Origin of the sequence: Alicyclobacillus mali NBRC 102425 (assembly GCF_001570745.1) — a bacterium.
Classification (GTDB): domain Bacteria; phylum Bacillota; class Bacilli; order Alicyclobacillales; family Alicyclobacillaceae; genus Alicyclobacillus; species Alicyclobacillus mali.
This window is the reverse complement of sequence record NZ_BCSG01000019.1, coordinates 20,219-42,794: the sequence shown is the minus strand read 5'-3', so window position 1 is coordinate 42,794 and position 22,576 is coordinate 20,219. Positions and strand designations below refer to the sequence as shown.

Here is a 22,576-nt window from a genome sequence, read left to right as displayed (position 1 = left end):
AAAGATGCGAACATATGTTTGCTTTTTGTGTGCGCGAGGGTATAATGAAGGTGTAGAACATTTGTTCGGTGGTGAGTCGGATGCGGTACAGTCTGTACGGCGAATGCGAAGGGCTGCTGGGCGAGGGCCAAGGTCCGTTTTTGGTCGAAGAAGATGGCAGGATCATCGATGCCTCTCGCACCGCTGCGCGGGCAGGGGTGCGGCTGGGAATGCCGGTACGGGAAGCTCTGGCGCTCGTCCCGGGCTGTCGCGTGGAGTCGGCTGCAGGCGAATCGACACCCTGGAGGCATTTGCGCCAAGTGCTGTGGTCGCACACGCCGTGGGTCGAAACGCACCCGGATGAGCGGCGGTTTTGGATCGAGCTCTCCGGACCGCGCGTCCCTCTCGCGGAACTGCGGCAGATGGCGCGCGACATCCGTCTGGGATTGACGGAGGAACAGCGGGTGGTGCTCGCGCTGGCCAAGACGCCGTGGCAGGCTCGTATGCTCCTCGCGTGGAGCCGACAGGAGCGGGTGCCGGGGGCGCTGTACCGAAAACTGGGGACCGAGCCGCTGGTGGTGGCGCCGGATCTGCTGAGCAGGGAGGATGAAGCCGTCTGGATGCGCGCGCCCATCGCGGCGTCGTGGTGGATTCCCGACGATGCCAAGGCCGAGCTTCTCTCCCTGGGCGTCTTCCGACTGAAAGATCTGGCGGAGATCCCGGAGGACATGTTGTATGCCCGCTTTGGAGAGCAGGCGCGGATCTGGCAGATGAAGGGTACGGAGAACAGAGGGCTTCGGCAGGATCGCCCGCCTGAGGCGTGGAGCGCCTCGTGGCGCGGAGACGCGGAAGGCGTGCCGCTCGAACAGGCGAAGATGCAAGTTCGCCTATGTATGGAAAGCCTTTGTAGCCGCCTCGTGCGATTGGGGCTGGCCGTTCAAACCCTGTCCATCGCTTTGTGGACCGACGCGCGCGAGATTCGATGGGAAAAGCGGATTGCGAAGCCCTCTCCTCAGCCGGACGCCTTATGGGCCCAGATGGCGTGGCCGGAAGAGATCCATCGGGCGCGGCGGATTTGGGGCGTCGAATTATGCGCGACCGAGGTGGCGGAGCTTCGCCCGGTGCAGATGGGTCTGTTGGCGCAAGGGAAGGCGCTCGACGCCCTCGAGGCGCGGGATTCGGCGAACCGGCTCGAGCGGTTGAACGCGTGGGATGCGTGGATGGCGAGGTGGCCGAAGTTGCAGCGGGGCATGGCGGCGGATTTTCGCGAACGACGCCTGGCGCTGGTTCTCGCCGAGATGGCGCGTTGAGCCGCTTGGTGCGCAGGCCCTTGGCCGTGCTGCAATGGGAGGCGGATCTCCCGCGCTCGTTCATATACGAAGGCCAGAGACACCAGGTTCTATGGGTTCTCGATGAATGGTGGGAGATGGGCGACTGGTGGAAAGCCGGGCGGGATCGGCGGATGGTGCGCGTGTGGACGGATGTCGGCGCGTGCATGGATTTGGAATGCGAGGATGGGGTCTGGCGCGTGTATCGCGTTTGGGATTGAGGAGGGCGTGCGATGTTTGTCCATCTGCACTGTCATTCTCCCTATTCGTTTCTCGACGGGGCTTCCAGCATCGAGGCGCTGGTCGCGCAGGCGGCCGCGCAGGGCATGCCCGCGCTGGCCTTGACGGATCGAAATACCATCGCGGGGCAGCCCGAGTTTCATCGGTTGGCCGCCGCGTACGGCGTGAAGCCCATCGCGGGCGCGGAGCTGACGATGGAGGACGGATCGCAGCTTGTGGTCCTGGCGGAACATGCGAAGGGGTTTCGCCATCTATGCGAGCTTCTCACGCGCATGCACGTGGAGGCTCGGGATCGCGCGGATCCCAGGCTGCGGGAAGCGGATCTGTTTGAGCGGAGCGAAGGGCTTCTCGTCCTGTCGGGCGGACTGCGCGGATTTGTCCAGCGAGCTTTGGCGCGGCGCGCGTACGGGGATGCCCGGAGGTTCGTGGAGCGATATCGGGATGTGTTCGGGGACCGGTTTTATCTCGAGTGGACGGCAGACGGACTCCCGGGCTGCGCGCGGCGCATGCGGGATTTACTCCAACTCGCCGAGGCGACGGGCGTGCCCGACGTCGCGGCGACCGATGTTCGCGCCGCCAGCCCGGAGGAAGTCGCGGTGCACGATGTGCTCACCTGCATTCGGGTGGGGTGCCATTTGCAGACGCCCCATCCCGAGCGCCCGTTTAACCGCCTGGGATATTTGCATGATGAGGCCGAAGCAAGGCGCAGGTTCGCGCAAGATCCGCGAGCCATGGCGAGGACGGTCGAGATCGCCGAGCGGTGCTCCCCGGTGTTTCCCGCGGAAGGGCCTCTGTTTCCCGAATACCGAGATGCGTCGGGCCGAGGTGGGGTGGAACTTCTTGACCAACTCGTGTGGCAAGGGGCGCGGGAGCGATACGGAAAAGTGAGTCCCGAACTTCAAATGCGTCTGGAACACGAGCTCGCCATCATTCGCGATCTCGGCTATGCCGATTACTTCCTCGTCGTATGGGACATCGTCCGATATGCGAGATCTCGCGGCATCCGCTGCGCGGGCCGCGGCTCTGCGGCCGACTCCGTGGTCGCGTACTGCCTCTATCTGACGGACGTGGACGCGCTGAACCGAAATCTGCTCTTTGAGCGATTTCTCTCGCGCGAGCGAGCGGAGCGGCCGGACATCGACATCGACTTTGCGAGTGATCGCAGGGACGAAGTCATCGACTACGTGTACCGGCGCTACGGGCGCGACCGGGTGGCTCGCGTAGCGACGTATCAGACATTTCGGGCGAGATCTGCCGTGCGCGAGGTGGGGCGCGTGTTCGGGATCCCCGAAGAGCTCCTGGATACGTTGGCCAAGCGGATCCCGTGGTCCACGCACGCCGATGAAATCGAAGAGGCGCTGGAACGGGTGCCTGAGTTGCGAGATTTTCAGCCTTATCGGCGCGCATTTCAATGGATGTTGGCCATCTCGCGCCAGATTGCGGGATTCCCTCGCCACTTCGGGACGCATACCGGCGGCATTGTCATCAGCGGGGAGCCGCTGATGAAAGTCACCAGCCTGCAGCCATCGGCCTCGGGGTGGCTCATCACGCCGTACGACAAACGGCTCCTGGAAGACGTGGGCCTTGTGAAGCTCGACCTCTTGTCCCTCCGAACCATGGCGGCCGTGGAAGGGGCACTCCGCCTCGGCACGGCGCGCGCGGTCGACTATGATCGCATCCCGATGGACGATGAGGCCACGTTTGCCTCCATTCGCCGCGGGGACACCATCGGCGTCTTTCAGTTGGAGAGCCCCGCGCAGCGGGCGCTGCAGGTTCGGCTTGGCGCGGAGTCCCTGGAGGACCTGGTGGCGAGCGTTGCGCTCATTCGCCCGGGTCCCATCCAGGGCAACATGGTCGATCCGTTCCTGGCTCGCCGGCGCGGACTGGAGCCTGTGAGTTATCTTCATCCGAAACTTGAACCCATTCTCGGCAAGACCTACGGCGTGGTGCTGTTCCAGGAGCAGGTCATTGAGATTGCCACCGCCATCGCAGGATTTACGCCGGGCGAGGCGGACGAACTCCGCCGCGTGATGAGCCATGCGCGCAACCGCGCCGAAATGGAGCAAATCGGCGAGCGATTTGTCCAGAAGGCCGTGCGCCAGGGTGTGCCGCTGGAGACCGCGAAGACTCTCTTTTCCTACATCCGCGGCTACGCGAGTTACGGATTTTGCGAAGCGCACGCGGCGGCATTTGCCACCACGGCCTACAAGACGGCCTATCTCATCGAACATCATCCGGCGAGTTTCTTCGCGGCGGTGTTGAATCAATTGCCCATGGGGTATTATCCGGCGCACGTGATCTGCGCGGAAGCTCGAAGGCGCGGCGTTCGAATTCTGCCTGTCGACATCCAGGAGAGCGACTGGGACGCGGGCGTTCCCGAACCGGACGCCATACGCCTCGGATTTCGGCTCATCCGTTCATTCTCGGAGTCCGTGGCGCGCGCACTCGTCGAAGAGCGGCAGGCATCCGGCCCCTTTCGAAGCCTTGCCGACGCGGTGATGCGCCTGCCCCAAGCGGATGCCCTTCACGTCGAGCGCCTGATCCGCGCGGGCGCGTTCGATCGCGTCGAAACCCGGGATCGCCGAGAACTTCTTTGGCAGCTTCCAAGGTGGCTCGCGCTTCGCAAGGAGCGAGATCTGGCGCTTTTCGACACCATCGCCGCGCCAGGTCAAGCGGAGGGCGCGGCTCGCCTCTCACAAAGCATGCCGCCCATGAGCTTGGCCGAGCGCATTGCCGACGAGTATTCGGTGCTGGGCGTCGGCGTGAGCGGGCATTGGCTGTCGCTGTATCGGGAGGCATTGCGAGACGAGGGGTATTGTACGTTGGCGGAGGCGGGCGAGAAGCCGGAGGGTGCGAAGGTCACGGTGGCTGGGCTTTCGATCCGGCCGCACCGCCCCCCGACGAAAAGCGGAAAAACGGTCGTCTTCTTCACCTTGGAGGACGAGACGGGGCTCGCGGATGCCGTGATGTTTGAGACCGTGTACCGCCGCGAAGGGGCCGTCTTGTTCACGCCATTCGGGAGATTGATTGGCCTGTCGGGCCTCATCGAGCGGCGTGGAGGGCTCAAGGCGCAAATCCGCGTCGAGCACATCTGGACGCTCGCATCCGGCTGAAAGTCGCTTGGAGCCGTCCATTTGGTTTACGATATTGAAACTCATACCATTGAAAACAGGAAGCGGTGGGCGCGTGCCGAATGGAAGAACCGTGAATTCCGAGACGCGAGGTGAACCTCTTGCACACACGCCCCCGCTTTTTTGAACATTCCACCATCCGCCGATGCCTGCGCCTGCCCTTTCGCCGGTGGCGCGCACTCGTGTTCACCTCCTTGCTCTCCGCTCTTCTCACAGGATGCGGGCTGTGGCCCCTACCAGCCGAGCAGGGAGAGAAAACGCCGGCCCCCGTGAAGCTCTCAGACGGGCGGGCATTTCTCTGGAGCGGTGATATCAAAAAGCAGGCGCTCGCCATGATTCGCGCAAGCCGCCATCGGCTCTACGTGGACATCTACGAGTGTTCGGATCCGGATCTGCTGCATGCCCTGATCGCAGCCAGACGCCGCGGCGTCGAGGTTCGCGTGGTGCTCGATGCCACCGAGAAGCACTCGATGGCCGTCGCGCTGCCCACGCTCGCGAGGGCCGGCATCGACGTCGCGCCCATCCGCATCAAGCAGGGGATCGATCACGTCAAGATGATCATCGCGGACGGCGATGTCCTCATCGGCGGGATGAATTTCGGCGCCGACAGTTGGGCCAATCACGATGCGTCGGTGGATTTGCCCGGACGCGCCGACATCTTTCTCCCAATGTTCTTGTGGGACGCGGCGCGGGCCCACGGAGAGACCGCCGAAGCGCCGGAAGATCGATCTCCGCTCATCTCGGACCGCGATATCGGTCCGTGTGTTCTCCGCGCGATTCGAGGCGCGCGGCGCGAGATCGACATGGAGGCCTTCAATCTGACGGACGAAGACGTCGTGAACGCCCTGCGCTGGGCCGTCGCGCGGGGCGTGTCGGTGAACATCCTCGTGGATCCGTCCCAGTCTCGCAATCGCGCCGCCGTGGAGTCGTTGCGCCAAGCGGGCGCTTTGATACGATATTACCGTCCCTACGGGGACGAGTTGCTGCACGCCAAAATCCTGGACGTCGATCACGGCGCTTTCTTCATCATCGGGAGTGCCAATTTCACGCATCAGGCGTTCACGTACAATCACGAGGCGGATGTGGAACTCATACGCGTCCCGGCGTTTGCCGAGGCCTTCGAGTCGGATCTGCACCGTCAGATGGCGCGCGGGAGTTCTTACCCCATTCGCGAAAAGGTGGCATCATGGGACGAGTCCTGAAGATCTGGTCGCTCATCGAACGCGCCGACTGGCGCGTCCTCCGCTGGTGTGAACGGCTCTGGGGGCGTTCGCCCGCGTTCGACGCGGCAATGATGGCAAGTGCGCTCTACACGCCCTTCGTGATGCTGGCGCTCATCGCCATCGCCGCTTCGGGCTGGCTCGGGCAAGCGCGCTCCGCGTCATCTGTTTGGGCGGCGGCCGCCAGCGTGGCTGCGGCCGTGATCGTCCGCGTCGCACACGAACCCATCAGTCGCGCGGCTCGGCGGCCTCGCCCCTTTGAGGTGGAACCCATTCAAACGCTCGTTGCCCACGAGCCGGGCGAATCGTTCCCCAGCAACCACGCGGCTGGTGGCTTCGCACTGGCCTTGGGAGGCTGGCATCTCGGCGCGGTCGCCTACGTGATGCTGGCCCTCGCCATCTGGTTGGCGCTCGCGCGCATCTACTGTGGGCTCCACTATCCGAGCGACGTGATCGCCGGCGCGGCGAGCGGCGCGGTGGTCGGATACGCGTGTTCCACACTTCAATGGGCGGGCGGCTTGCCGCTGGAGAGGGCGCTGATGGGAGCGAATTCGGATGGACGATGAGGAATCAAATCCCTTTCCTCGCGCACACTAACCCCTGCAGATTCTCACGGGAGGGGTCTCGTATGCGCAAGGTCCGTCCGGTTCAAGCGCTGGCGATGGTCCTTTCATCCCTCGCCGCGGTCACACTCGTCCAGGCTTCGTGTGCCGTCGTGTCGGCCCGCCCCATCCAGGTGACACTGCGGGATGGCGGGATCGAGCCGCGCGAGATCGACGTCACGCAGGGCGCCACGGTCGACATCGTGGTCCGCAATGAAGGATCGCAAATTCACAACTTTGTCGTCCCGGATTTCTATGTGTTCACGCAGAACTTGCAGCCCGGGGAAACGGTCACGGTCTCCTTTGTCCCTGACAAAACGGGAAACTTTCGCTACTACTCCGATCGCGACGGGATTCCTGAAGTGGGGATGCAGGGGACGATGAAGGTGGCGTCTCAGCCAGGGGCGGAGCAGTGACGTGACGCCGGCCCAAATCGGCGCTACAATAGGCGGGAAGGGGGCGAGCGCATGGAGATGAAAGTGGTGGGCAAGTGGCTCGGACAGCGCCACTTCCAGGCTGACGGTCCTTCCGGCAACACCATCTACATGGATGCCAAGAAGGAAGATGGAGGAACGGGACAAGGCAACCGCCCCATGGAACTCCTGCTGATGGGCGTCGTCGGGTGTACCGGCATCGACATCGCCATGATTATGGAAAAGATGCGGGTTCCGCTTCAGGGGCTCGAGATTGAGGCGGCGGGCGAGCGGCGCGAGGAGTATCCGCAGGCCTTCACGCGCATCCATTTAACGTACCACATGACGGGCGAAGTCCCGCCAGCCAAGGCCTGGCGCGCCATTCGCCTCAGTGAGCAGAAGTACTGTTCAGCAATTGGTTCCTTAAAGGCTGAGGTGATTCCACACCTCGTTCTCAATGGCCAGGAGGTGCCTCCGCTCGACGTCGTGGTGGACGGCCAGCCAGATTAACCTGGCGGCCATCCGAGTTGTCGACCACCCAGTAGATGGTAGTGGAGGTGCGGGACCGTCTGCTGGCCGTGTCGGCCGATGTTGGCGACGAGGCGATACCCGTCCTCCGCGACCCCCGCATCCTCGGCGATGACCGGAATAACGCTGTGGAGATAGCCCAGCGTCTCGCGATCTTCCGGTTTCACAGCCTGCGCTGATTCGATGTGGCGCTTCGGAATGATGAGGATGTGCACGGGGGCCTGTGGGCGGATGTCGTGAAAGGCGAGGACGTGATCGTCCTCATACACTTTGTTGGCGGGAATGTCGCCAGATACCAATTGGCAAAAGAGGCATGAGCTCACATCGTTCCCTCCTCGTTGGGCCTCATGACGATTATACAATGGGGCGCGAACGCGTGCCCAATGAAATGCGCCGCGGGAAGCACAAGAGATGGCCAGAACGACGGGGCCGCGAGCAGGCCTCGCTTGCCACGCTCACAAGAGAAGAGGGATGCCAGATGGCGGTGATTGGATATTTCAACGGGCGGTGGATCGACCCGGCCGAGGCGTGCGTGCCGCTCGACGAGCGCGGCCACCAATTTGGCGACGGCGTCTACGAGGTGATTCGTGCCTATGGCGGACGGCCGTTCCTGCTCGACTGGCACGTGGAGCGGCTGTTTCAGAGTATGGAGGCGCTTCGCATCCGGCCGCCTTTTGATCCGGGTGCGTGCAAGGACTTGATTCACGCGCTCATCGAGCGGAGCGGTGAATCGGAGGCGGCCATTTACCTGCAGGTCACCCGAGGATCGGCCGTGCGCAATCATCTGTTTCCCGAACCTTCGGTCGAAGCGAACGTCTCTGCCACAGTTCGGCCCGTGAAATCGGGCGCCACCGAGGCCAAGTCCGGTCGGCTGCTCCTCGTCCCCGACGAGCGCTGGCTGAACCCGTGGATCAAGTCGCTCAACCTGTTGCCCAACATCATGGCCAAGCAAACGGCGCACGACGCCGGGGCCGACGAGGCGCTCCTCGTGCGGGACGGCTGCATGATCGAGGCTGCGAGTTCCAACGTGTGGTTCGTGGTGAACGGCGAACTCGTCACCGCCCCGGCGGATCGGTATATTCTGGCAGGCATCACGCGCCGATTCGTCCTTGAGATGGCGCGCGATCTCGGCATCCCGGTCCGCGAAGAGAAGCTGCCGCGCGAGCGCCTGTCGGAAGTGGATGCCATCTTCCTGACTGGGACGTTGACCGAGGTGTATCCCATCGCGACCGTGGTCGAACACCCGGACATTCCCTGCGCGTCGATCCCGGCTGAACGTGTCCCGGCCCGAAGCGTGGGTCCGGAACAGGTTCGCGAGGTGTGGACGGCGCGGGACCTCGGGCTTGTCGAGCGGCTTCGGGCTGCGTTTGTCGAACGCGTGCGCGCATGGGCAGGTGCCATCGCCTGATGCAACGCCGCGAAGGAGCGTGAAAGGTTGCAGCGAAAGACGCTGTCTCTGCCCAAACTCGAGCGGCTCACGCCGACGCTCGAGTCGACGATGCTCAAAATTACCGAGGAGGTCGGGGAGCTCGCCCAGGCCATCGGCAAGTTCCGCGGCCTCTCGGGTGAAGAGAAGCGCATGCCGGACGAAGAAGTCGTCCGCGCCATCGTGACCGAACTCCTCGACGTCGCGCAGACCGCGACGTCCATGATGTTTGTCATCGAAGACCTGTACGGCATCGACATCGAGCGAGAGGTCGAGCGGCATATCGAGAAGCTTCGGCGCAAGGGTTATCTCTGAGCTGCAAAAAGGGCACCTGCCATGGGTGCCCTGAACGGAGTGCCCGATGCGCTCTCACGCGCGGTCGAGGAGCAGGTCGATTTCCTCCTTGTACTTGCCTTCCGGCGTCTCGAGGATCTGCGGGATACCCTTGAGCGCCGGATGATGGACGATGCGCTTGAGCGCCTCCAGGCCAAGCGTCCCCTCGCCCACGTTGGCGTGCCGATCCTTGCGCGAGCCGAACGGATGCTTCGAGTCGTTGACGTGGACCACCTTCAGGCGATCCATCCCGAGGACGCGATCGAACTCGGCCAAGAAGCCGTCGAAGTCGTTCACGACGTCGTACCCATAGCTGTAGTTGTGGCACGTGTCGATGCAGACGCCAAGCCGGTCCTCGTGCTTGACGCGGCTGATGATATCGGCGATTTCCTCAAGGCTGTTGCCGACTTTCGATCCGTCCCCCGCCATGGTCTCGAGGCACAGCCACAGCGACTCGTCTCCCGTGAGGATCTCGTTCAGCGCGTCGGCAATTTGCCGGATGGCGAACGATTCTCCCTCGCCGACGTGGGAGCCGGGGTGCATGACGATGTAGCGGAAACCCAGATACGCCACCCGTTCAATCTCCTCGCGCAATACGTCCATGCCGTACTGCCGCGTCTCCGGCTTCGGGCTCGCCAGATTGACGAGGTACGACAGGTGCACGACGGGATCGTGAATGCCGTGTTCCCGCATCAAGGCGAGGCCCTCGTCCCGGTGAAAGGACTCGATGGGACGAGCCTTCCCGCCCCGATTGCTGCGGGTGTAAATCATAAACGTGTTGGCGCCGTACGAGATGGTCTCCTCCACGGCTGCCAAGAGCCCCGTCCCGGCGACCGAGACGTTCGCGCCGAGCAGGATGCCCTCGTAGCGAGCTTCTTCGCCCATACCTCAACCCCCGTCCTACCATCTCGACCTATCGTAACATACGAACTTGCAACTGGCACGAGCGTCTCCGTACATACCTTGCCCCGGATGCGACATACTAGGCGGGCAGCGAGGAGGGTGGCCATGCACGCAAAGCCGTTTCGCTTGCCGGCCTTGGCCTGGTGGCTTCTCATCGTCGGCGCGCTGTTCCAGCTTTCCATCAGTCTGTCCAACACGTTCGTCAGCATTTTTCTCTTCAAAGTCGACCGTTCCTTCTCCGCCATTGCCTGGTACCATCTGCTCATCTTCGCCACGCTCCCCGTCACCTTCGTCCTGGCGGCGGCCGTCGCCCGGCGCACCTCGACGGCCATGTCCCTGCGGATTGGCATCGCGCTCTACGCGATTTTTTTCGCCGTCGCGCTCATGGTGGGCGAGGAAGCAGCGCACATGCCCGAGTTGCTCGGTGTGCTCACCGGCCTGGCGGAGGGCTTTTATTGGCTGGCGTTTGACGTGTTGAGCGTGGAATACACGGACAGGGAGGGGCATGAGCCGTTCTTTGGCCTGTTCGGCGTGCTCACCTCCGTGGCGAACGTCATCGCTCCACCCGTCGCGGGCGCGCTCATCAGCCGGGAGGACGCGTACTTCGGCGGACTGACGGGCTATCACGTGGTCTTCGGCATTTCGTTCGCCCTGTTTGTCGTGGCCACGCTGGTCAGCCTTCGTCTGAAGAGCGCGCGCCTTGGCGCGCTTCGGCTTCGGGAGGGATTTCGCGCGCTCGCGCAGAAGCCGTGGCGTCGCGTCGTCCTCGGTTCGGCCGCCTACGGCGTGCGGGAAGGCGTCTTCATGTTTCTGCTCGGCCTCCTGTTCTACATCGTCACCGGCAGCGAAATGAAACTCGGCGAATTCCTCCTGTTGCAGGGGGCGCTCTCGTTTCTGGCGTTTTACGCCGCCGGGCGCTGGTCGGGTCGCTTTCGCTGGCGACTGTTTCTTGTGGGGGCAGTCGGAATTTTCTTAGCCAGCGTCGCATTTCTTTGGCCCATGACGGCGGTGATGCTCATCGTTTACGGCGCCTTGGCCGCGGCCGCATTTCCGCTGTTTCTCGTGCCGTTACAGGGCTACGTATTCGACGCCATGCACACGCTGGCCGACGACGACGTGCCGTCCATCACGCACATCGTCGTCAGGGAATGGCTCGAGAATGCCGGGCGGATCCTGGGTGTGCTCGCCTATTTCGTCGTGGGATCGTTCGAGACGGCGCGCCATGTGGGCGGATTCGGGTGGCTCGCGTTCGCGCTCGGTTTCATGCCGCTTTTGACCGTGGCGCTGATTCAGCCGCTCGAGTCCCGGATCTTCGGGCCGCGATCGCGCCATCATCAGTTTCGGCTCGGCGAAAACGAAGAGAGCCACACGTCGGCGAAGCGGCGAGCGAGACCGACGCCCTAACCTTGCGAGCGGCTCGCCTGCCAATGGTCGCCAGTGCGCCGTGAACGACTATAATGGGATTGATGAGGGCGAAGGAGTGATCGCGTGGAATCCTTTCAAACCCTGGACGCGGGCCGATGCCAGGTGCACACGCTTCCGCATCCTGCGTTTCGCACGAAGGAGATTTCGCTCAAGTTCCACTTGCGCATGGCGCGCGAGCGCGTTACGGAAGAGGCGATGTTGCCAGGCGTGTGGATGAACGGCACGATCGGCCTCCCCAGCCATCGGCAGATTGCGCTTGCAACGGACGATCTCTACGGCACCTACCTGCGCGCGTCCATTAGCAAGCGCGGCGGGCATCACATCCTTGAGGTGGGCACAAGCGTCCCGGACGTGCCGGGCGAGGATGAGGCGGCGCTCGTGGAGCGGGCGCTCGATCTCGCCCTGTCGTTGGCAGTCGATCACGCGGCCGGCGCGGGCGGTTTCTCCGAGGCGGCTGTGCAGCGCGAGAAGGAATTGCACCGCAGGCGAATCCGTGCGGTCCGAGATGACAAAGCCGCATATGCGCTGCAGCGATGTCATCAGATCGCTTGTCGCGACACGCCGGCGGGGCTGCCGCGGCTCGGCTTTGAGGAAGACGTGGAGGCTCTCCTGCCGGATCGGCTGTACGAGGCGCACCAACAGGTTCTCGCGCAGGCTGAGGTGCACGCGTACGCCGTGGGCCAGTTCCGTGACATGAACGGGTTGGCCGAGCGATTGGCGGATCGGCTGGCGAAAACCCTGCCGGAGAAGCGCACGATGCGCGCGGAGGCGGTGGCGCGCGACGTCGTCTTGCCAGCGGAACTGCGCGACTTCGAAGAAGTTACCGAGGCTGAGGAGGCGCAGCAGACGCAATTCGATCTCGCCTTTGCCTCTGGCGTCGGATTCGGCGACGCCGAGTACCCTGCGCTGGTCATGATGAACGGCGTGTTCGGCGGCTTTGCCCACTCCAAGCTGTTCATGAATATCCGCGAGCGCAGGTCCCTTGCGTACAGCGTGTGGTCGTTCGTCGACGCCGCGACGGGGTTGGTCACGGTGTACGCCGGCATCTCGGCCGATAAGCGAGACGAGGTCCGACAAATCATGGAAGATGAGCTGGACGCGATACGGCGCGGGGAAATCGCGGTGAGCGAATGGCAGGAGACGCGCGCCACGTTGCGCAATCAGTATCAGCAGATGCTCGATCAGCCGGCGATGCTCATTGCCTGGCACCATCACGGCGTCATCGCCGGGAGTGCCCGCACGCTCTCGGAGATGATCGCGGCGCTGGATCAGGTGCGCCCCGAGGACGCGGCGGCATTGGCTACCGCGCTTCGGCCTGTGTGCCTGTATGTCCTCGAGGGAAGGGGGAGCCGCGCATGAGCGACGCTCGGCACGTTTCACTTGAACTGCCGTTTGAGACGCGCACCTGGAAACTTGAGAACGGGCTCGTGGTCACCTTGATGCCGCGCCCCGAGCTTCACCAGACGTACGCCATGTTCGCCACCCGATACGGTTCAATCGATCGCGCCTTTCGGACGGACGGCAAAGTGCATGAGATGCCCGACGGAATTGCGCACTTTTTGGAACACAAGATGTTTGAGGACCCCGAGATGGACGTGTTCGCGCGCTTTGCCGCGCATGGGGCGTCGGTCGATGCCTACACCACCTTCGATCACACGGCGTACTATTTCTCGGGCACGGGCGAGATCGCCAAGCACGTAGGCACGCTGCTCGACTTCGTCCAGTCCATCCACCTGACGGACGAAAACGTGGAGAAGGAGAAGGGGATCATCGCGCAGGAAATTCACATGGTCAACGACCACCCGGATCGCAGGGGATACATGGAACTCCTCAAAGCCATGTACCACGAGCATCCTGTGCGCATCGACATCGCCGGCACCGTCGAATCGGTGCAGGCCATCACCAAGGAGCAGCTTCTGCTCTGCTACCACACCTTCTATCATCCGTCCAACATGGTGCTGGTCATCGCCGGCGGTTTTGACGCGGACGAGATCGCGCGCGTCATCGAGGAAAACCAGGCGAAGAAGTCGTTTGGCAAGCCGCCTGCCATCGAACGCCTGTACGCCGAGGAACCCTCGGCGCCCGCGCGTTCCCGCCATTGGGTGCATTTCCCCGTCCAACAACCCCGCCTTCTCATGGGCTGGAAAGAGGCAAACGGGGCGAGTGGGTCGAATTTGATCGAACAGGACACGGCGATGACGATTCTCTTGGACGCGCTATTCGGCCCGACGTCGGCGTTTTACCAGAGCCTGCTGGACGACGGTCTGATCGACAAAGGATTCTCCGCGGGCTACCAGTTGGCGAACACCTTTGGGTACACCCTGGTCGGCGGCAACACGCCGCATCCCGACGTGCTGGCCGAGCGCATTCAGTCGCACCTCGCGCACGTGCGCGAACACGGGATCGACGAGACCGCGTTTGAACGCGCGCGCAAAAAGATCATGGGCAGAGTGCTCATGAGCCTGGATCAAAATGCGTTCCTCGTTCGAAACTGGGTGACGTATTTCGTTCGTGGCGCGGAGGCGTTTGCTTTTGCCGACGTGATCGCCGTGCTCCAAACCATGACGCTCGAACGTGCGAACGCACGCTTGCGAGAGCATCTGCGCGACGACAACATGGTGGTGAGCGCGGTCGTGCCGTCCTGAGCGGCGCAAAGGATGAGGGCGTGTGTCCTTAAGGCGAAGAAGGAGTCGGACGTTCATGTGGATGTTGGCCATCATCGTGGTCGTGGCCGCGGTGGCCGTGCTGTTGTACGCGCTGTATCGCCGTACGACAGCGGACTGGCCGCGGCCAAAGAGGCGAATGCCGGAGCACAGGCCTAAGCCAGATGCGTGGCGTGAGGAAGGACTTTACCTCTCCTGGCTGGGGCACTCGACGGTGCTCATGCAGATGGACGGCGTCCGCATCCTGACGGATCCGGTGCTGTTTTCCCGCGTCGGGGTGCGGGCGTTCGGTTGGACCTTTGGCCCCAGGCGCCACGTGGACTGCCCCATCCGGCCTGAAGCGTGTGGACCGGTCCATCTCGTCCTCCTGTCGCACGCCCACATGGATCACCTCGATCACCCGAGCCTTCGGCGGGTGGTGACGAGGCAGACGGTGGTCGTGACGCCGCGAGGCACGGGCTACCTCGCCCGGTGGCATGGGCCGAAAACTGTGTACGAGATGAGTCCGGGCGAGGAAATTCGGCTGGAGGATGGGACGGAGATCGCGGCCATCGAGGTCCGGCACTGGGGCAGCAGGTATCCGTGGAACCGAAACATGGGCTATCAGGGCTACGTCGTCAGGCGGGGGCCGTGGTCCGTGTTTTTTGCCGGCGACACGGCGGCGACGAACCTATCGGCGGTCGAAAGGTATGAACCGCAGATCGCGTGCATGCCCATTGGCGCCTACGCGCCTGCGCCGTTTGAGAATGCGCACTGTACGCCAGAGCAGGCCTGGGACATGTTTCTTCAGACGGGCGCTCGGGCCTTCGTTCCCATTCATCACGACACGTTCGTGCTTTCGCGCGAGCCCGTGGACGAGCCGCTTCAGCGGCTCATGGCCGTGGCCGACGGCGACAAGGTGTGGCCCATGCGGCATGGCGAGGTCTATTACGTGAAGTCACCCAAATCTATCGAGAAACCCAAGCGGCTCGATTGACGAACCCCCTGATTTGTCAGTACATTCGATCCCAGAGGTTCTACAGCTGAGCCTGGCAAGGGCGGGCTCGCGCAGCGTCACAAAGGAGAATGGACATGGAACATAGCGTCCGCCCGGGTTGGCCGGGCATTTTGGAGGCCTATGCAAGCTTTCTTCCCGTCACCGAACACACGCCGCGGCTCACGCTGCACGAGGGGAACACCCCGCTCGTCTACGCGGACAAGCTGAGCGAGCGGCTCGAGTGCCACGTGTACCTCAAGTTCGAAGGCGCGAATCCGACGGGATCGTTCAAAGACCGGGGCATGGTGGTCGCAGTTGCCAAGGCCAAGGAAGCGGGCAAGCGCGTCGTGATCTGTGCCAGCACGGGGAACACCTCTGCGTCGGCTGCCGCTTACGCAGCGCGCGCTGGGCTGGAGGCGGTCATCCTCATCCCGCACGGCTACGTCGCGCTCGGCAAACTGGCGCAGGCCGTGCAGTACGGCGCTCGCATCGTCGCCATTCGCGGAAATTTCGATCAGGCGCTTGCCATCGTGCGGGAGGTGGCGGAACCACTCGGCATGGAGGTGGTGAATTCCATCAACCCCTACCGCCTGATGGGCCAGCAGACGGCGGCGTTCGAGATCTGCGACACCCTCGGGCGCGCGCCCGACGCGCTCTACATCCCGGTGGGCAACGCCGGCAACATCTCGGCGTACTGGATGGGATTCACGCGCTATTACGAGGAGAAGCGCATCCATGCGCGCCCCAAGATGTTCGGCTTTGAGGCCGAGGGCGCGGCGGCCATCGTGCGCGGAGAACCGATTGCGCATCCGGAGACTTTTGCGACAGCCATTCGCATCGGCAACCCTGCGTCCTGGGACAAGGCGGTCCGGGCCGCCCAGGAGTCCGGCGGCGCCATCGACTGCGTGACGGATGAGGCCATCGCCGAGGCGTACCGGCTCATCGCGCAGGAGGGCGTGTTCGCCGAGCCGGCTTCGGCGGCCAGCGTCGCGGGGCTGTTGAAGCGCCACCGCGAGGGCGGCTTGACCCGCGGCGAGACCGTGGTGTGCGTGTTGACGGGCAATGGGCTGAAGGATCCGGACAGCGCCATGCGCCTCGCCTCGCAGGAGGCCCTCGTTGTCGATGGCGATCCCGACGCGGTGCGGCGGGCGCTGGGTGGACTGTCATGAGCCCGGGTGACATGCGCCGCTCGGTCACGGTCCGCGTGCCGGCGACCACCGCCAACCTGGGCCCCGGCTTCGACTGCCTGGGCATGGCGCTTCAGCTGTACAACACCTTCACGCTCCGCCTCGGTCAGGCGTTTGCCGTTCGCGTGAGTGGAGAGGCGGCCGAAATTTTGCCGAAGACCGAGGACAACGCGGTCATCCGCGCCATGGACCGACTCTTCGCGGAGGCGGGAGTCCATCGCGGCGCGTTGCCGCCCTTCGCGCTTGAGGTGGACAATCAGATTCCGGTGTCGTCCGGGCTTGGCTCCAGCGCATCGGCAATTGTGGCCGGCCTCGTGCTTGGGAATGCGCTCCTTGAGGAGTACGCGCCGGATCGAAAGCTGGGCCGGGATCGCCTGCTGCGGCTCGCCACCGAGCTCGAGGGGCACCCGGACAACGTCGCGCCCGCACTGCTTGGCGGCGGCGTGCTGGCGTTTCACGATCGCGCTGGCCTTCGCACGGCGGAAGTGCCGATTCCTCCGAATCTGCGCTTTGTGGCGGCGACACCCGAGTTCGCGCTGCCGACCGAACTCGCGCGCCGCGTCCTGCCGAAAGCCTATCCCCGGGACGAGGCCGTGGAAAACGTGGCGCAGTGCGCACGACTGTTGCTGGCGCTGCTCAAGCCCGATCTCGACCTTCTTCGCGGAGGCATGCTGGATTACTTCCACGAGCCGTACCGCAAGCCGCTCGTGCCTGGAGCGGACGAGGTCGAGCGAGCGGCGATGGCCGCAGGCGCGTACGCCGTGACCCTGAGCGGCGCAGGGCCCACGCTGCTCGCCTGGTGCAAGCCGGACGTGGCCCTTCGCGTGGCGGACGAGATGACGCTCGCGTGGCGCAACGCAGGCACGCCGTGTCGCGCGCTCGTCGTGCGGCCGGTGCACGGCGAGACGCGCGCACATTGGAAGTTGGAATCAACAGGAGACGAGGTGTGAAGATGGATATTCGAGAGGCGTTGCCAAACACCCTCATGGCCCATCTGGGCATGGAGGTCCTGGAAGCCAACAAGGACCGCGTGGTGATGACCATGCCGGTGGACAGCCGCACACATCAGCCGATGGGACTCTTGCACGGCGGCGCGAGCGTGGCGCTCGCCGAGTCCGCAGCCAGCCTGGGCGGCGCTCTGAACGTGAGCGATCAGGGGAAGACCGTGGTGGGCATGGAGATCAACGCAAATCATCTTCGCTCGATGCGGGAGGGCGTGGTAAAGGCCATCGCCGAGCCCATCCACCGGGGATCGACCACGCAGGTGTGGCAAATCCGCATCGTGGACGAGCGGGATCGCCTCGTGTGCATCTCGCGCTGTACGCTCGCCGTCATTCAGAACCGCGGGCGCATGGAGCACGTGACGCCGACCGAAAACTGAGCGTGTAGCAGGCGGCGCGGGCCCCTTCTCGGCCTCTGGCGCCGCCGCGCTCACGCCCGGGGGGCAGGCGGAGGGAGCGGCCCAATGTTCAGGCTGGACATGGCCATCTCGGCGTTTTGGCATTCCGCAAGCGCCTTCAGCACGGCGATGGTGGGGCGAACGGCGGGGAGCTCACCGGATTCAATGCGCGCGAGCATGTCTCGTGCAGACGCCCACCGTGCGGCGTCGAGTTCTGCTCCGTGGATGCGCGGCTCGCCGAGCTCGTGGCCCACGCAGAGGAAGAACCGCGTGTCGAACCGCACCGGCTGGGTCGGCGGCGTCACGAAGCGCCCGATGCGCCGAAGGCAGCCGAGATCGAACGCGAGGCCTCGCGTGGAAAGCCACGCCGAGAGCGAAGCTGCGCCCTTGCACAGTTCCGCCTGCTCTTCCGGCGAAAGCGGTATGTCCTGCCTGGTTCCCGCGCCGTCCTGCACGGCGAGGAGCCAGCCGATCTCTTCGGCGGTCTCTCGGAGCGCGGTGACGGCAAAGCCGGGATCGTCATCGTCTTCTGCGCACACTGGTCTTCCGAGCGCGCGCTTGGCCACGCTGGCGTCGGACGGGTCCACCGCGCCCCCCGGGAAGGCCACGAAGCCGGGCAAAAACCGCATGGTCATTGCGCGCCGGATGGCAAGCACCTCGATGTCGCCACTCGCCCCGTCCCGGATGACCACGAGCGTGGCGGCCTTTCGAATCTCCGTCATGGCGATCCCGCCTCCTCCTTCAACATGGGCGCCACCTCGTTCATCCGCAAGGACACGAAGGCGGCCCGGGCCTCATGTTCCAGCCGGTCGTCCAGCGCCTCGAGATGATCCGGCAGATGCGCGTAGGCCAAGGCGTCGCGCAGCACCGCGTCCGCCAGCGCCGGGTTTTTCGGCAGGAGCGGGCCGTGCACGTAGGTGCCCCAGATGTTCAGATGGCGCAGGCCCTCGTGGCCGCTCACCCCGTCGTTACCATGTCCGTGCAGGACGCGCCCCAGCGGCCGATGGCCGTGTCGCGTGCGCCCGCCGTGATTTTCAAATCCGACGATCACGCCAATCTCATCGCTCCACACGGCGATGTTGCCAATGAGCCGTGGCGCATCGGGGATGGCCTCCGTCACCATGTCCACGAGGCCGATGCCGGGGACCTTCTCGCCGCTCGGAAGTTGATAGTATTCGCCGAGAAGCTGATAGCCGCCACAGATGGCCAGAACCGGCAGCCCGTCCTCTACGGCGCTGCGAAACGCTGGCGCGCAGGCGCGCAGCTTTTCCGCAACAATCGCCTGCTCGCGGTCAGATCCGCCCCCCAGAAGCACCAGGTGATAGCGCGAGAAGTCCGGGATTTCGCTGTGCGTCACGTGCGCCACCTCGACCTCGTAGCCTCGCCACTCGAGGCGCCGGCGGAGCACGGCGATATTGCCGCGATCGGCATAGAGATTCAGCAGATCAGGATACAGATGTGCGATACAGAGCGGCTTGTGGCTCACGCTCATCCCTTCTTTCCGAAAGCCAGCGGGCCGCGGGGTGCAAAAGCGTGTACGTCACGAGCGCGTGCACGACGGCGCCCGCAGCAGTACCCTCATCGATCCCCAGTTGCAGCGCAGCGGCCAGTTCCGGCTCGATGCGAATTCTGGACTCCGGGAAGCCCGCGTATTTCATCCGGAGCGCGATGTCGTGCGCCCGATATCCGGTGGTGACAATGTATGACAACTTCTGGTCCTCGGCGAGCAGTTCGAAGTCGGCGTCCCAAAGCCAGGACACGTCGCGGCCGTCGGCGGCGAGATCGTTAATTCCAATCACCGCCACCTTGCTTCTTCCATCGGTCACGACGGCATCGAGCACGCTGTCGCAGCCGGTGGGATTCTTGATCAGGTGAAGCGTCACCGGCGCCGCGAGCTCGAAGCGCTGCATGCGTCCCTCCGGCGGTCGGTACGCGCGAAGCCCTCCGTGGATGGCCTCGCCGGTCAGACCAAGCGCGCGCGCCGCAGAGGCGGCCGCGAGGACGTTATATGCGTTGTACAGCCCGGAGACAGGGAGATCGAGCAGGAGATCGGGCAGCCCCTCTTCGGAGAAGCGCAGGAATCCTCCCTGGAGTTCACCCTGAAACCCAGGGTGCGGGCGGACAAAGTCGCACTCCTCGCACCGATACAGGCCGAGCTGGCCGTACCAGAATCCATCGTATCGAAGCGGCCGTCCGCACATCAGGCAGAACTGTCCGTCGCGCATCTGCTCTCGCCGGGGCGATCTCGCCGTGTCTCGAGCCATCCCGTAATACATCACCTTGCGCGAGGAGCGCAGGCCGAGATAGCGACAGAGCGGATCGTCCCCATTCAGCACGAGCGTCGCTTGCGTCTTTCGAATGCCCTCCAAGAGTTTGGCCAAGGTGCCATCCAACTCACCGTATCGGTCCAACTGATCTCGAAACACATTCGTCACGACGATGACGCCAATTGGCAGGTCCGACGCGACCGCGGGCAGCGTGGCCTCGTCGATCTCCAACACCGCCGTGTCCGCGGACAGCCGGCCTGTCCAAGAACAGGACCGCAAAAAAGCTGTGGCAATGCCTTGGGCGAGGTTGGCGCCTTTGTGGTTGGTGACCACGGGTTCGCGTTCGACGACCATGCCCGACAAGAGGGACGTCGTCGTGGTCTTCCCGTTGGTGCCGGTGACGGCGATGACGCGCTTCACCTGTCCGCCAAAGCGCCGGATGAGGCCGGGCGAGATGCGGAGCGCCACTTTACCCGGCAAACTGGTGGCGTCTCTGCCGCGCAGCCTGAGCACCCACAGGATGAGTTTGCCAATCCAGATGCCGAGCATGAGGGCATGCATCCTTTCCATATCGCAGATGGGGTCCGTGGACAACGTCGCGCCCGACGGTTTTCTCCCGTGGATTATACTATATTTCGATCACTCGGGCCCGCCGCCCGAAGAAGGAGGATGCGCAGCTTGTACCATCTGTACGGTTACCGGCGCTGCTCGACGTGCCGCAACGCGCAGGCGTTTCTGGAGCGCTTGGGTGTCGATGTCTCGTTTCATGACATCGTGGAAAGCCCGCCCGACGTTCCCACCTTGCGCCGCTGGCTCGAAGCTGCACACGGCGAAATCAAAGCGCTCGTCAACACCCGCGGCGAGGTGTATCGGAAGCGGGGGCTGAAAGAGGTGGCGTGGCCGGTGGACACATGGCTCGAGGAACTGCATCGCGACGGGAAGCTCATCCGCCGTCCAGTGCTTGAGACGCCATCGGGGCGCGTCATTGTGGGCTTCGACGAGGCGGCCTACCGCGATGCCGTGTCGACGGAGCAGGCGCCATGAAGAGGCGCCTGTTCTTCGGGCTCGAGCTGCCCGACACCTGGAAAGACGAGATCGCGGCATGGTGCGCGTCCATTCGGCAGCAGGGTGAGGTCGTCGCGCGCAATTGGTCGCGCAAAGACATGTACCATCTGACCGTGCTGTTCCTCGGCGCCGTCGATCCGGCCGATCTCGAGCGCGTCTTCGCGGCCGGCGAGCAAGCCGTCAGGGCCCAGGCGCCATTTCGGCTCACCACGGGCCCATGTGGCCGTTTTCATCGCAGCCGCGTGTTCTGGCTCGGGCTCGACGGGCCAGACGCTGACCTCGCTCGGCTGAATGCGCTTCATCAGAGGGTGCGAGCGGCCACTGTGGAGGCACTGCCTGGCGTGCGCCTGGAAGACAGACCGTATCGCCCTCACATCACGCTCGCCCGGGAGCTTCGCCAGTACGAGGCGACCCAACTTGCGGTGCCAAGGCCCATGAGCCACGAGTTCACGGAACTGTGTCTGTTCGAGGCGACCCGCGACAGCGGTCAACTCGCGTATCCTGTCATCCGGCGCTTCCCATTTTCCGGCGCCTCCGCGATTCGTACGCCAGAAGGCCCAGCGCATTGAGCATGAGATCCAGGTGAATGGCCTGCGGGCGGAAGGCCGAGGCGTCCAATCCGAGTTCGCCCAGCCGCTCTCGGACGATCTCGGCCTGCGCCTGTTCGAGCGCTTCAGGGGACGGATGATCGTCGAATGTCCTCGCAATAAGCTCGCGGAATCTGTCGGCATAGTACACGGTCTCGCGAAGGGCCTCGCTCTTGGGCGAAGGGCCGAAGTGCGCCTGGTACACCGTCTCCATCGGCAGTTTCGCGAACATGTCGCACGTCCTGTGCACGGCCTCGGGGTCAAAATCCACCGGCGAGGTGGAGGGCATGACGAATTCGTAGGGAAAGCCGGTGAACCCTTTGACGAACCTGAGGCCCGCGCTGTCGCCGGTGAAAATGCCGTTGGAGACGGGATCCGCAATGGCGAAGTGATGGCTCGCGTGTCCGGGAGCGTCGAGGAACAGGAGACGCCGCTCTCCAATCACGAGCTCGCTTTCGTGGGGCATCGCCTGCACCTGTTCGGCCGGGACGGGTTCGAGAGGCCCGAAGAGCTGGTCGAGTCGATCCCCATAGACCTCACGGGCGCCCTGGTACAGGCGGGACGGATCGATTATGTGCCGAGCGCCGCGCGGGTGGACAAGCAGCTTCGCCTGTGGCGCCAGCTTCATGAACTGACCCGCGCCGCCGGCGTGATCGAGGTGAATATGCGTCACCGCGACGTAGGCGAGATCCGTTGGCGCGAGGCCCAAAGCGCGCAGCCCCGCGAGCAGCGCGTCGTGCGACCGGGCGGAACCGGTTTCAATCAGCAGAGGCTCGCGATCGCGCACGACATAGGCACACGTGCGATAGCGCATGCCAAGTTCCATCAGGTCAATGAGAAATACGCCGCGCGCGATCTCGACGGGCTGTGGGTACGATGCGTGCTGTCCTTCCATGTTTTCTTA

General features: G+C 64.0%; 24 protein-coding genes. 18 read left to right on the top strand and 6 right to left on the bottom strand.

Features of this window, described 5'->3' with window-relative positions:
• The first annotated feature begins 80 nt into the window (after positions 1-80).
• From AMA01_RS07800 to AMA01_RS07770, 7 genes are all read left to right on the top strand, one after another.
• Positions 81-1,289 (top strand): DNA repair nucleotidyltransferase, encoded by a 1,209-nt coding sequence (locus AMA01_RS07800; protein ID WP_067849712.1) that lies wholly within the window; start codon positions 81-83, stop codon positions 1,287-1,289.
• Positions 1,286-1,528, top strand: coding sequence for a DUF6504 family protein (locus tag AMA01_RS07795; protein ID WP_067849710.1), 243 nt, complete (start codon positions 1,286-1,288; stop codon positions 1,526-1,528). Before AMA01_RS07800 ends, AMA01_RS07795 begins: the two co-directional genes overlap by 4 nt.
• A 12-nt stretch (positions 1,529-1,540) precedes the next feature.
• A complete protein-coding gene (locus tag AMA01_RS07790) occupies positions 1,541-4,660 on the top strand; it encodes a DNA polymerase III subunit alpha (RefSeq protein WP_067849709.1) in 3,120 nt (1,039 codons plus the stop codon).
• Positions 4,661-4,947: 287 nt separating this feature from the next.
• On the top strand, positions 4,948-5,880 hold the full coding sequence (locus AMA01_RS07785) for a phospholipase D-like domain-containing protein (RefSeq protein ID WP_231862875.1): 933 nt from the start codon (positions 4,948-4,950) through the stop codon (positions 5,878-5,880).
• Positions 5,865-6,464 (top strand): phosphatase PAP2 family protein, encoded by a 600-nt coding sequence (locus AMA01_RS07780; RefSeq protein ID WP_067849704.1) that lies wholly within the window; start codon positions 5,865-5,867, stop codon positions 6,462-6,464. Before AMA01_RS07785 ends, AMA01_RS07780 begins: the two co-directional genes overlap by 16 nt.
• 62 nt (positions 6,465-6,526) lie before the next feature.
• The gene (locus AMA01_RS07775) at positions 6,527-6,916 is read left to right on the top strand and encodes a cupredoxin domain-containing protein (RefSeq protein WP_067849702.1); all 390 of its coding nucleotides are present in this window, start codon (positions 6,527-6,529) and stop codon (positions 6,914-6,916) included.
• A 51-nt stretch (positions 6,917-6,967) separates the two neighbouring features.
• The gene (locus AMA01_RS07770) at positions 6,968-7,423 is read left to right on the top strand and encodes an OsmC family protein (RefSeq protein ID WP_067849700.1); all 456 of its coding nucleotides are present in this window, start codon (positions 6,968-6,970) and stop codon (positions 7,421-7,423) included.
• Here AMA01_RS07770 and AMA01_RS07765 read toward each other — a convergent pair.
• On the bottom strand, positions 7,420-7,764 hold the full coding sequence (locus tag AMA01_RS07765; RefSeq protein ID WP_067849698.1) for a histidine triad nucleotide-binding protein: 345 nt from the start codon (positions 7,762-7,764) through the stop codon (positions 7,420-7,422). The genes AMA01_RS07770 and AMA01_RS07765 overlap by 4 nt on opposite strands.
• A gap of 155 nt (positions 7,765-7,919) precedes the next feature.
• Here AMA01_RS07765 and AMA01_RS07760 point away from each other — a divergent pair, with 155 nt between their 5' ends.
• Both AMA01_RS07760 and AMA01_RS07755 read left to right on the top strand, forming a co-directional pair.
• Positions 7,920-8,849, top strand: a complete 930-nt coding sequence (locus tag AMA01_RS07760) for an aminotransferase class IV (protein ID WP_067849696.1) — start codon at positions 7,920-7,922, stop codon at positions 8,847-8,849.
• Positions 8,850-8,876: 27 nt separating this feature from the next.
• The gene (locus AMA01_RS07755; protein WP_067849694.1) at positions 8,877-9,182 is read left to right on the top strand and encodes a MazG-like family protein; all 306 of its coding nucleotides are present in this window, start codon (positions 8,877-8,879) and stop codon (positions 9,180-9,182) included.
• 54 nt (positions 9,183-9,236) lie between these two features.
• Here the strand turns inward: AMA01_RS07755 and AMA01_RS07750 are convergent, their stop codons facing one another.
• On the bottom strand, positions 9,237-10,085 hold the full coding sequence (locus tag AMA01_RS07750) for a deoxyribonuclease IV (protein ID WP_067849693.1): 849 nt from the start codon (positions 10,083-10,085) through the stop codon (positions 9,237-9,239).
• Positions 10,086-10,208: 123 nt separating this feature from the next.
• Here AMA01_RS07750 and AMA01_RS07745 point away from each other — a divergent pair, with 123 nt between their 5' ends.
• The 7 genes from AMA01_RS07745 (at position 10,209) to AMA01_RS07715 (ending at position 17,735) form a co-directional block, all read left to right on the top strand.
• Complete coding sequence (locus AMA01_RS07745) at positions 10,209-11,507, top strand: MFS transporter (RefSeq protein ID WP_067849691.1); 1,299 nt, start codon at positions 10,209-10,211, stop codon at positions 11,505-11,507.
• A gap of 84 nt (positions 11,508-11,591) precedes the next feature.
• Positions 11,592-12,887, top strand: a complete 1,296-nt coding sequence (yfmF, locus tag AMA01_RS07740) for an EF-P 5-aminopentanol modification-associated protein YfmF (protein WP_067849689.1) — start codon at positions 11,592-11,594, stop codon at positions 12,885-12,887.
• A complete protein-coding gene (gene yfmH / locus AMA01_RS07735; RefSeq protein WP_067849687.1) occupies positions 12,884-14,173 on the top strand; it encodes an EF-P 5-aminopentanol modification-associated protein YfmH in 1,290 nt (429 codons plus the stop codon). The genes yfmF and yfmH overlap by 4 nt, the downstream gene beginning before the upstream one ends.
• 55 nt (positions 14,174-14,228) lie before the next feature.
• On the top strand, positions 14,229-15,167 hold the full coding sequence (locus tag AMA01_RS07730; RefSeq protein WP_067849684.1) for an MBL fold metallo-hydrolase: 939 nt from the start codon (positions 14,229-14,231) through the stop codon (positions 15,165-15,167).
• Positions 15,168-15,262: 95 nt separating this feature from the next.
• Positions 15,263-16,336, top strand: coding sequence for a threonine synthase (gene thrC, locus AMA01_RS07725; RefSeq protein ID WP_067849682.1), 1,074 nt, complete (start codon positions 15,263-15,265; stop codon positions 16,334-16,336).
• Positions 16,333-17,304 carry a homoserine kinase gene (thrB, locus tag AMA01_RS07720; RefSeq protein ID WP_067849680.1) on the top strand — a complete coding sequence of 324 codons (972 nt, stop codon included), beginning with the start codon at positions 16,333-16,335 and terminating at the stop codon, positions 17,302-17,304. Before thrC ends, thrB begins: the two co-directional genes overlap by 4 nt.
• 2 nt (positions 17,305-17,306) lie before the next feature.
• A complete protein-coding gene (locus AMA01_RS07715) occupies positions 17,307-17,735 on the top strand; it encodes a hotdog fold thioesterase (RefSeq protein WP_067849678.1) in 429 nt (142 codons plus the stop codon).
• Between the two features lie 50 nt (positions 17,736-17,785).
• Here the strand turns inward: AMA01_RS07715 and AMA01_RS07710 are convergent, their stop codons facing one another.
• The 3 genes from AMA01_RS07710 to AMA01_RS07700 are packed head-to-tail and all read right to left on the bottom strand — an operon-like array spanning position 17,786 to position 20,569.
• The gene (locus AMA01_RS07710) at positions 17,786-18,475 is read right to left on the bottom strand and encodes an NUDIX hydrolase (RefSeq protein ID WP_067849676.1); all 690 of its coding nucleotides are present in this window, start codon (positions 18,473-18,475) and stop codon (positions 17,786-17,788) included.
• Positions 18,472-19,245 (bottom strand): type 1 glutamine amidotransferase, encoded by a 774-nt coding sequence (locus AMA01_RS07705; RefSeq protein WP_231862874.1) that lies wholly within the window; start codon positions 19,243-19,245, stop codon positions 18,472-18,474. The genes AMA01_RS07710 and AMA01_RS07705 overlap by 4 nt, the downstream gene beginning before the upstream one ends.
• On the bottom strand, positions 19,199-20,569 hold the full coding sequence (locus AMA01_RS07700; RefSeq protein ID WP_067849672.1) for a Mur ligase family protein: 1,371 nt from the start codon (positions 20,567-20,569) through the stop codon (positions 19,199-19,201). Before AMA01_RS07700 ends, AMA01_RS07705 begins: the two co-directional genes overlap by 47 nt.
• Before the next feature lie 120 nt (positions 20,570-20,689).
• On the opposite strand from AMA01_RS07700, the gene AMA01_RS07695 reads away from it, so the two are divergent.
• Together AMA01_RS07695 and thpR are read left to right on the top strand one after the other, a co-directional pair.
• Positions 20,690-21,064 carry an arsenate reductase family protein gene (locus tag AMA01_RS07695; RefSeq protein WP_230087786.1) on the top strand — a complete coding sequence of 125 codons (375 nt, stop codon included), beginning with the start codon at positions 20,690-20,692 and terminating at the stop codon, positions 21,062-21,064.
• Complete coding sequence (gene thpR / locus AMA01_RS07690) at positions 21,061-21,654, top strand: RNA 2',3'-cyclic phosphodiesterase (RefSeq protein ID WP_067849668.1); 594 nt, start codon at positions 21,061-21,063, stop codon at positions 21,652-21,654. Before AMA01_RS07695 ends, thpR begins: the two co-directional genes overlap by 4 nt.
• Here the strand turns inward: thpR and AMA01_RS07685 are convergent.
• Positions 21,590-22,567: an MBL fold metallo-hydrolase gene (locus tag AMA01_RS07685; RefSeq protein ID WP_067849666.1), complete on the bottom strand. Its 978-nt coding sequence runs from the start codon at positions 22,565-22,567 to the stop codon at positions 21,590-21,592. The two genes, thpR and AMA01_RS07685, sit on opposite strands and share 65 nt — an antisense overlap.
• Positions 22,568-22,576: the final 9 nt, after the last annotated feature.

Bases quoted from the DNA above. Each gene is read 5' to 3' on its own strand.
- AMA01_RS07800 (WP_067849712.1), top strand. From the start codon at position 81: ATGCGGTACAGTCTGTACGGCGAATGCGAAGGGCTGCTGGGCGAGGGC.
- AMA01_RS07790 (WP_067849709.1), top strand. From the start codon at position 1,541: ATGTTTGTCCATCTGCACTGTCATTCTCCCTATTCGTTTCTCGACGGG.
- AMA01_RS07780 (WP_067849704.1), top strand. From the start codon at position 5,865: ATGGGACGAGTCCTGAAGATCTGGTCGCTCATCGAACGCGCCGACTGG.
- AMA01_RS07775 (WP_067849702.1), top strand. From the start codon at position 6,527: ATGCGCAAGGTCCGTCCGGTTCAAGCGCTGGCGATGGTCCTTTCATCC.
- AMA01_RS07770 (WP_067849700.1), top strand. From the start codon at position 6,968: ATGGAGATGAAAGTGGTGGGCAAGTGGCTCGGACAGCGCCACTTCCAG.
- AMA01_RS07760 (WP_067849696.1), top strand. From the start codon at position 7,920: ATGGCGGTGATTGGATATTTCAACGGGCGGTGGATCGACCCGGCCGAG.
- AMA01_RS07750 (WP_067849693.1), bottom strand. From the start codon at position 10,085: ATGGGCGAAGAAGCTCGCTACGAGGGCATCCTGCTCGGCGCGAACGTC.
- AMA01_RS07745 (WP_067849691.1), top strand. From the start codon at position 10,209: ATGCACGCAAAGCCGTTTCGCTTGCCGGCCTTGGCCTGGTGGCTTCTC.
- yfmH (WP_067849687.1), top strand. From the start codon at position 12,884: ATGAGCGACGCTCGGCACGTTTCACTTGAACTGCCGTTTGAGACGCGC.
- AMA01_RS07730 (WP_067849684.1), top strand. From the start codon at position 14,229: ATGTGGATGTTGGCCATCATCGTGGTCGTGGCCGCGGTGGCCGTGCTG.
- thrC (WP_067849682.1), top strand. From the start codon at position 15,263: ATGGAACATAGCGTCCGCCCGGGTTGGCCGGGCATTTTGGAGGCCTAT.
- thrB (WP_067849680.1), top strand. From the start codon at position 16,333: ATGAGCCCGGGTGACATGCGCCGCTCGGTCACGGTCCGCGTGCCGGCG.
- AMA01_RS07715 (WP_067849678.1), top strand. From the start codon at position 17,307: ATGGATATTCGAGAGGCGTTGCCAAACACCCTCATGGCCCATCTGGGC.
- AMA01_RS07710 (WP_067849676.1), bottom strand. From the start codon at position 18,475: ATGACGGAGATTCGAAAGGCCGCCACGCTCGTGGTCATCCGGGACGGG.
- AMA01_RS07705 (WP_231862874.1), bottom strand. From the start codon at position 19,245: ATGAGCGTGAGCCACAAGCCGCTCTGTATCGCACATCTGTATCCTGAT.
- AMA01_RS07700 (WP_067849672.1), bottom strand. From the start codon at position 20,569: ATGCTCGGCATCTGGATTGGCAAACTCATCCTGTGGGTGCTCAGGCTG.
- AMA01_RS07695 (WP_230087786.1), top strand. From the start codon at position 20,690: ATGCGCAGCTTGTACCATCTGTACGGTTACCGGCGCTGCTCGACGTGC.
- thpR (WP_067849668.1), top strand. From the start codon at position 21,061: ATGAAGAGGCGCCTGTTCTTCGGGCTCGAGCTGCCCGACACCTGGAAA.
- AMA01_RS07685 (WP_067849666.1), bottom strand. From the start codon at position 22,567: ATGGAAGGACAGCACGCATCGTACCCACAGCCCGTCGAGATCGCGCGC.